This is a genomic window from Sphingorhabdus sp. (genome assembly GCF_029865925.1).
Lineage (GTDB): Bacteria > Pseudomonadota > Alphaproteobacteria > Sphingomonadales > Sphingomonadaceae > Sphingorhabdus_B.
In genome coordinates this window covers 54,686-62,183 of sequence record NZ_JARXAI010000027.1, presented here as the reverse complement: position 1 = coordinate 62,183, position 7,498 = coordinate 54,686, and the positions used below count along the sequence as shown (strand labels likewise).

Below are 7,498 nucleotides of genomic sequence, written 5' to 3'. Positions count from 1 at the left end.
GCGCAACTGGTGGACACATCGTCGGGCGTGGAATCCGCGCCGGGCATCAAGGATGTGGACAAGATTGCGGCCTTCTGCCAAGCGGTGCGGGACTATGACAATCACTGAACGCACCCCGAACTCCTTCCGCAACCAACCCGATGAGCGTGGCCATTTTGGTCAGTTCGGCGGGCGCTATGTCGCCGAAACGCTCATGCCGCTCGTGCTCGATCTGGAACGTGAATATCGTGCGGCGCAACAAGACCCGGCCTTTGCTGCGCAGTTTGATGACCTGCTGGAACATTATGTGGGTCGCCCGTCGCCGCTATATTATGCCGAGCGCCTGACCGAGGAAGTCCGCAAGGATGCGCCTACGGGCAAAGGCGCGCAAATCTGGTTCAAGCGCGATGAGTTGAACCACACCGGCGCGCATAAGATCAACAACTGCGTTGGCCAGATTTTGCTTGCTATTCGTATGGGCAAGACGCGGATCATCGCGGAAACCGGCGCTGGCCAACATGGCGTTGCCACCGCAACCGTCTGCGCACGTTTTGGCCTCCCCTGCTTTATCTACATGGGCGCAAAAGACATTGAGCGGCAGCAGCCAAATGTGTTCCGCATGCGCTTGCTGGGCGCGGAGATCATTCCGGTGACCAGCGGCGCTGGCACGTTGAAGGACGCGATGAACGAAGGGCTGCGCGACTGGGTCGCCAATGTCCATGACACATTCTACATCATCGGCACGGCGGCTGGCCCGCATCCGTATCCCGAATTGGTGCGCGATTTCCAAAGCGTCATCGGCAAAGAAGCGCGCGCACAAATGCTAAGCCGCATCAACCGCTTGCCCGATTTGTTGGTCGCCTGCATTGGCGGCGGTTCAAACGCTCTAGGGCTGTTCCATCCATTTCTCGACGACAAGGACGTGGCGATGCTCGGCATTGAGGCGGCGGGTCATGGTCTCGACAAGGAACATGCCGCGTCTTTGGCAGGCGGTCGCCCCGGCATCCTCCACGGCAACAAAACCTATTTGCTGCAGGATGCAGACGGCCAGATCGCCGAGGCGCATTCGATTTCGGCTGGCCTAGATTATCCCGGCATCGGTCCTGAACATAGCTGGCTGAAGGAAATCGGCCGCGTGCGATACGATAGCGTGACCGATGTCGAAGCGCTGGCTGCGTTCCAATTACTGTGCCGCACTGAAGGCATCATCCCCGCGCTAGAACCAGCCCACGCGATTGCTGCGGTTGAGCGCGAAGCCAAGAAGATGGACCGTGACCAGATTATTCTCGCCAATCTGTGTGGCCGCGGTGACAAGGATATCTTCACTGTGGCTGAGGCTTTGGGGACGAAGATATGATTGCCCGGGAACTTCAGTCACCATTGTTGAAACGCGTTCAGGGTGTCGTGATATGACTCGCCTTTCCAACGCATTCGCTAAGTCGCATCCAGCCCTCGTCGCCTTCATCACGGCGGGTGATGGCGACACCGCGGCCAATCTCGACGCGCTCGTCGCGGGCGGCGCGGATGTCATTGAACTTGGCATGCCGTTCACGGACCCCATGGCCGATGGCCCTGTTATTCAGGAAGCGAATATCCGCAGCTTGAATGCCGGGACCACGACGGCGGATATCTTCGCAATCGCCTCCGCCTTCCGCAAACGCCATCCCGACACGCCTTTGGTGCTCATGGGATACGCCAATCCGATGACGATCCGTGGCGGCGACTGGTTTGCATCCGAATGCAACAAAGCGGGCGTCGACGGCGTCATTTGCGTCGACATTCCGCCAGAAGAAGATCCAGAGCTTGGCCCTGCCCTTCGCAGCGCTGGCATCGACCTTATCCGCTTGGCGACGCCGACTACTGACGTTGCACGGCTTCCCGCCGTCCTCGATGGCGCATCGGGCTTTCTATATTATGTCAGCGTTGCTGGCATCACTGGCCTACAAGTCGCCGCGCAGACCAGCATTGACGAAGCCGTCGCCCGCCTCAAGGCCCAGACCGACTTGCCCGTCGCAGTCGGCTTTGGCGTTCGCACCCCCGAACAAGCAGCCAACATCGCCCGTGTCGCCGATGGGGTCGTTGTTGGTTCCGCCATTGTCGAATTGGTTGCCCAACATGGCGCCAACGCTGCTGGTCCCGTCCGCGATTATGTGGCATCACTCAAGCACGCAATTGTCGCAGCCAGAAAGGCCTGAACATGAACTGGGTCACCCGCGTCCGTAATGCTATTCCCTTCATCGCGAAGCGTGAGACCGCCGAAACACTCTGGCACAAATGCAAGGGTTGTGAGGCGATGATCTTCCTTAAGGAATTTGAGGAAAATCAGTCGGTCTGCCCCAAATGCGACCATCATGGCCGCATTGGCCCTGCTGCGCGTTTTGACGCTCTGTTTGATGACGAAAGCTATGTTATTCTGAAGCCACCCGTCGTCGGCGAAGACCCCCTGAAATTCAGAGATACGAAGAAATATGTCGACCGTATCAAGGCAGCGCGCCTTGCCACTGGCGAAACCGACGCGATGAAAACCGCCCGCGGGGAAATCAATGGGCAGACCGTCGTCATCAGCGTGCAGGACTTTGCCTTCATGGGCGGATCAATGGGCATGGCAGTGGGCGAGGCGTTCATTGACGGGGTAAAGGCGGCGATACGCGCGAAATGCCCTTATGTCATTTTCACTGCTGCGGGCGGAGCGCGTATGCAGGAAGGAATATTGAGCCTGATGCAAATGCCGCGTTCCACCGTGGCGATTCAGATGCTGCATGATGCGGGCTTGCCGTATATCGTTGTATTGACGGACCCAACCACTGGCGGCGTCACTGCGTCTTATGCCATGCTTGGCGATGTACAGATTGCAGAGCCAGGCGCACTGATCGGCTTTGCCGGACAGCGGGTAATTGAACAGACCATTCGCGAAAAATTGCCTGAAGGGTTCCAGCGTGCCGAATATCTGCTTGAGCATGGCATGATCGATATGGTCACCCATCGCCGCGACTTGCGCGGCGTGTTGTCGCAACTCATCGGCTATCTCGCACCGGAGAAAAAGGCGGCTTAACCCAATCTCGCGAAACCCACTTGTTGTCATGCCCGCAAAAACGGGAATGACAAAGGACGAGTACATGCCTGACCACGCAACATCCACTGACCCTGCCGTTCAGGCACAGCTCGACCGGTTGACCATGCTGTCGCCCGGGAAAGACATATTGGGCCTAGGACGGATCGCTATGCTGCTGGAGCGGCTTGGCAATCCGCATCATCATCTCCCGCCCGTATTCCACGTCTCTGGCACTAATGGAAAAGGTTCAACCTGTGCCTTTCTGCGCGGCGCAATTGAGGCGGCTGGGCTAACTGCGCATGTCTACTCCAGCCCACATCTGGTGCGCTTTAACGAACGGATCAGGGTCGCAGGACGGTTGATTGATGATACAACTCTGTCCGCACTCCTGTCCGAAGTGCTCGACCATGCCGCAGGGCTAGAGGCCAGCTTCTTCGAAGTCACCACCGCCGTCGCCTTCTGTGCTTTTGCGCGGACAAAGGCCGATGTATGTATCGTCGAAGTCGGCCTTGGCGGCCGGTTAGACGCCACTAATGTGCTAGTTAAGCCTGTCGCCTGCGGCATTGCTTCGCTCGGCTTGGACCATGAGGCGTTTTTGTTGGCGGCGGAAGATGGCGTGCCCGACATGCCACCGCTTGACCGCATCGCCTTTGAAAAGGCAGGTATTGCGAAGTCCGGCGCGCCTTTAGTCACGCAGAAATATAGCGCGTCGATGGGAAACACCGTTGCCGTGCAAGCATCCCTGCACAACGCAGTGTTACACGCACGCAGCGAAGGCTGGGACGCGGCGGTATATGACGGCCGCCTCCATTACCGCGACGCCACCGGAAAGCTGAACCTGCCCCTGCCTCGCATGCCGGGCGCACATCAGGCGGATAACGCCGCCTTGGCCATTGCTATGCTGCGGCATCAGTCAGCGATCCAGATACCAGAGGCTGCATTGTCTGCCGCTATGGAGTGGACGCGATGGCCTGCGCGTATGCAGTTATTGGCCAATGGGCCGCTGACTGAATTATTACCCGAAGGTTCCAACATCTGGCTCGATGGCGGCCACAACCCCGATGCAGGCGCAGCGATTGCCAAAACATTGGAAGACGGCCCAAGCGTGCATGTCATTATCGGCATGTTAGAGAACAAGGACGCGATTGGCTTCCTCACACCATTTGCGCACAAAATTGAAACGCTGACCGCAGTGCCAATAGCGGGGCATGCGCATCATGATCCATTGGATCTGTGCAAATTGGCGCAGTCCCGCCGGCACATCGCAGACGCGCGGCCAGCCAGCAACGTCACCGCAGCACTGGAATTGCGCGCAGCACAAAAAGGTCCAAGCAACGTCCTTATATGCGGGTCGCTATATCTGGCTGGAGAGGTTTTAAGACTTAACGATCAGGTCCCAGACTAGGGTCAGGACCTAAGCCACTCGCTTGGGCTGCCCCTTCCACGCAAGCAATGCACCTGCAACCAACACAGCTGCAAAGGCCAATGTGAGATTGGTTGCAAACTCAAGCGGTTGCGAGAGTAATAGCCCGATAAGTCCCGCCACAATCAACAAAAAGCCAAGAATACGTAAGGGGCCGACAGGTTCCTTCAGCGCCTTTTCGTTGATGGCTTCAACTTGGTGGATGCCTTGGACGACATAGCCTTTACTCCACAGCATCCAGAGCAATACCATGCCCGGGATTGCTGCCGCGACGGTGAAGCCCCAAAAGCCAACCCATCCCACATTTTCCGCTACGATGCCTGCTGGCCCCGCCATGAACGTGCGGCCAACGCCAGCGAACGATGAAAGCAGTGCGAATTGCGTCGCCGTGTACGCAATACTTGAGAGCCCAGACAAATAGGTAGCAAACACTGTCAGACCAACGCCGCTGGTCAAATTCTCGGTACAAATAGCGGCGACCATCATCCAGTAACTGTTGCCTGTGGCAGCCAAGATCATGAACATGACGTTGGAGAACATCATTAACAATCCGGAGATCAGCAATGCACGCCCCATACCGAGCCACAGGATGAAAGGAGCGCCTAAGGCAGAGCCAATAATTAACGCGCCAAAGCCCCATAATTTGTTCGCCGAAATATAGTCCAGATCGGAAAAGCCTAGGTCGACGATCATCGGGCTTAACATCGCCTGCCCCATGGCATCGCCAACCTTGTAGACAAGTACGAAGCCAAGGATTAGGAAAGCGCCATGTCGTGTCAAAAATTCCCGGAATGGGTTGACCACTGCCTCAGTCAGCCACTGCTTTGGTTTCATGCCCTCTACATGTGCGAAGCGATCAGCAAACTTGCCCGGGCCAGCCCATAACGCGCCAATAATCGCAGGAATGATGCAGAATGCGGTCAGGCCATAGGCCGTTGACCAGCCAAGCCCTAGCCCCTCTTGCGAGGCGAAATAGATTGTCCCTGCACCCGCGATCAGATTACCTGTGCGATAGCCAAATTGGTTTGTCGCGGTGCCGTGGGCGAATTCTTCATCTTCCAATATTTCAATGCGATAGGCATCAATGACAATGTCTTGCGTCGCCGACAGAAACGCGGTGATGAGCGCCCATATAGCGAACTCTCCCATGTCACCAGGCTGCGGATTGCTCGCGCCCAATTGCCAGATCGAGACGAAGAGCAAGGCCTGCACACAGAACAACCAGCTGCGCCGTTGGCCCAACAGCTTGGTGAGAAAAGGCAGATGCAACTTGTCGACCAACGGGGCCCAGAGAAACTTAATGGTATATGGAATACCCAATGCGACCGCAAAACCGATCGTGGCAGTGTCGATACCAACTTTAGCCAGCCAGAATGTCATGGTTGCTACCAGCAACGTCAGGGGAAAGCCGCTGGAAATTCCGAGCAGGAAGGTTATAACGGGGTTTTTGCGCAGATAGGGCCGGAATGTAGGGATGGTTAGGGCAATCAATGGCAGGGCAAGCAAGATGCCCGCAAAAATGATAAAACGCATTAAATCGACTGACATGCGGCCCCCTCCGAATACATTGCGACGATGACTAACGGCATTTTCCTGAATGGCCAGTGACTTTTGAAGCAATATGCGTCAAAGGCGCGACATGGTTAAACCTCCGTCAAAAGCACCTGCCCGTCCTACCAAGCCACCGCGTCTGCGTTGGGACAGCAAACCGTCGCGTAAACCCAACCCAAATGCCGGCCCGAGCAAGGGCGCATTAGAACGCAAGGACGGTGAAGAACGCATCGCAAAACTGCTGGCCCGCGCTGGTGTGGCTTCGCGTAGAGAAATCGAGCGTATGATTGCCGATGGCCGAGTAACGCTGAACAATGAAAAGGTGGAAACGCCCGCAACTTTGCTGAAATCGCTGAACGGGGTCGCTGTGGATGGCAAGGCCGTGGGTCAGCCCGCGCCAACCCAGCTTTACATGTTCCACAAACCTGAAGGCTGCCTAACCGCTGAGCGCGATTTTAGTGGGCGCAAGACCATCTATGATGTTTTGCCCAAGGACTTGCCGCGCCTGATGCCCATCGGTCGGCTCGATTTAAACACCGAAGGCTTGTTATTGCTAACCAATGATGGCGAATTCAAACGCCAGATGGAATTGCCATCGACCGGCGTTGAACGCACCTACCGCGCGCGCTGCTTTGGTGATGTCAGTCAGGAACAGCTAGAAGAACTCATTCACGGCATCGAGATTGAGGGCGTCAAATATGGCAAAATCGATGCCAATCTGGAACGCCGCACTGGCCGCAATGGCTGGGTCGAAATGACGCTGACCGAAGGCAAGAACCGCGAAGTCCGCCGCGTTCTTGAACATTTGGGGCTTGAGGTCAGCCGCCTTATCCGCACGCGTTATGGCCCATTCGTGCTGGGCGAGCTTGCACCCGGCACGGTTGGCGAAGTGCGCCGTGTGGACCTGATAGAATTTCGAAAGACGCTGAAATAATGCGTATCATTTCCGGCCAGTGGCGCTCGCGGCCGTTGATCGCGCCAAAAGGCGACACGACCCGTCCAACCGCAGACCGCACGCGCGAGACATTGTTTTCGATGCTGACGAGCCGGCTAGGGTCTTTTGAAGATTTGCGGGTTCTTGACCTTTTTGCAGGATCTGGCGCGCTTGGGCTTGAGGCATTGTCGCGTGGTTCCGGGCATTGCACCTTTGTCGAGCAGGACGCGCTTGCGCTAGATGCACTTCAAACAAACATCTCGAAATTAGGTGCTAAGGATCAAAGCGACGTGCGCAAATCATCCGTGTTGTCACTGGGCACCGCCATCAAGCCTGCCGACATTGTTCTAATGGACCCGCCTTATTTAAGCGGCGCAGGCTCCGTGGCGCTCGACAAGCTTGTCCGCTTTGGCTGGTTTGCGCCATCCGCATGGATCAGCGTCGAAACCAGCATCAAGGAAGATGTTGAGGTGAAAGGTTTCACAGTCGACACCGTCCGTAATGTTGGCAAGGCGCGGCTAACACTTTTACGTCCCGAAGGAATTTAGCCGCGCGCCTG

The 7,498-nt window shown here is 56.7% G+C and carries 7 protein-coding genes and 1 pseudogene; 7 read left to right on the top strand and 1 reads right to left on the bottom strand.

What is annotated here, in order from left to right; genetic code table 11:
* The 5 genes and pseudogenes from QE270_RS02880 to QE270_RS02860 all read left to right on the top strand — a co-directional run.
* Positions 1-108, top strand: a pseudogene (locus tag QE270_RS02880) (N-(5'-phosphoribosyl)anthranilate isomerase); the annotation flags it as partial.
* Positions 95-1,336 (top strand): tryptophan synthase subunit beta, encoded by a 1,242-nt coding sequence (gene trpB / locus QE270_RS02875; protein ID WP_300034876.1) that lies wholly within the window; start codon positions 95-97, stop codon positions 1,334-1,336. The pseudogene QE270_RS02880 and the gene trpB, both read left to right, overlap by 14 nt.
* A 52-nt stretch (positions 1,337-1,388) precedes the next feature.
* Positions 1,389-2,174: a tryptophan synthase subunit alpha gene (gene trpA / locus QE270_RS02870; RefSeq protein WP_300034873.1), complete on the top strand. Its 786-nt coding sequence runs from the start codon at positions 1,389-1,391 to the stop codon at positions 2,172-2,174.
* A 2-nt stretch (positions 2,175-2,176) separates the two neighbouring features.
* Complete coding sequence (gene accD / locus QE270_RS02865) at positions 2,177-3,031, top strand: acetyl-CoA carboxylase, carboxyltransferase subunit beta (RefSeq protein WP_300034870.1); 855 nt, start codon at positions 2,177-2,179, stop codon at positions 3,029-3,031.
* A 64-nt stretch (positions 3,032-3,095) separates the two neighbouring features.
* Positions 3,096-4,436 (top strand): folylpolyglutamate synthase/dihydrofolate synthase family protein, encoded by a 1,341-nt coding sequence (locus QE270_RS02860; RefSeq protein ID WP_300034867.1) that lies wholly within the window; start codon positions 3,096-3,098, stop codon positions 4,434-4,436.
* A 9-nt stretch (positions 4,437-4,445) separates the two neighbouring features.
* On the opposite strand, the gene QE270_RS02855 is transcribed toward QE270_RS02860, so the two are convergent.
* Positions 4,446-6,002, bottom strand: a complete 1,557-nt coding sequence (locus QE270_RS02855) for an MFS transporter (RefSeq protein WP_300034864.1) — start codon at positions 6,000-6,002, stop codon at positions 4,446-4,448.
* Between the two features lie 91 nt (positions 6,003-6,093).
* Between QE270_RS02855 and QE270_RS02850 the strand changes: the two genes are divergently transcribed.
* Entirely contained in the window at positions 6,094-6,939 is an 846-nt protein-coding gene (locus QE270_RS02850) for a pseudouridine synthase (protein WP_300034862.1), read from the top strand.
* Positions 6,939-7,487: a 16S rRNA (guanine(966)-N(2))-methyltransferase RsmD gene (rsmD, locus tag QE270_RS02845; RefSeq protein WP_300034860.1), complete on the top strand. Its 549-nt coding sequence runs from the start codon at positions 6,939-6,941 to the stop codon at positions 7,485-7,487. The genes QE270_RS02850 and rsmD overlap by 1 nt, the downstream gene beginning before the upstream one ends.
* Positions 7,488-7,498: the final 11 nt, after the last annotated feature.

What these genes read in the sequence shown, in the direction of transcription:
- trpB (WP_300034876.1), top strand. Translation starts at nt 95, where the DNA reads ATGACAATCACTGAACGCACCCCGAACTCCTTCCGCAACCAACCCGAT.
- trpA (WP_300034873.1), top strand. Translation starts at nt 1,389, where the DNA reads ATGACTCGCCTTTCCAACGCATTCGCTAAGTCGCATCCAGCCCTCGTC.
- accD (WP_300034870.1), top strand. Translation starts at nt 2,177, where the DNA reads ATGAACTGGGTCACCCGCGTCCGTAATGCTATTCCCTTCATCGCGAAG.
- QE270_RS02860 (WP_300034867.1), top strand. Translation starts at nt 3,096, where the DNA reads ATGCCTGACCACGCAACATCCACTGACCCTGCCGTTCAGGCACAGCTC.
- QE270_RS02855 (WP_300034864.1), bottom strand. Translation starts at nt 6,002, where the DNA reads ATGTCAGTCGATTTAATGCGTTTTATCATTTTTGCGGGCATCTTGCTT.
- QE270_RS02850 (WP_300034862.1), top strand. Translation starts at nt 6,094, where the DNA reads ATGGTTAAACCTCCGTCAAAAGCACCTGCCCGTCCTACCAAGCCACCG.
- rsmD (WP_300034860.1), top strand. Translation starts at nt 6,939, where the DNA reads ATGCGTATCATTTCCGGCCAGTGGCGCTCGCGGCCGTTGATCGCGCCA.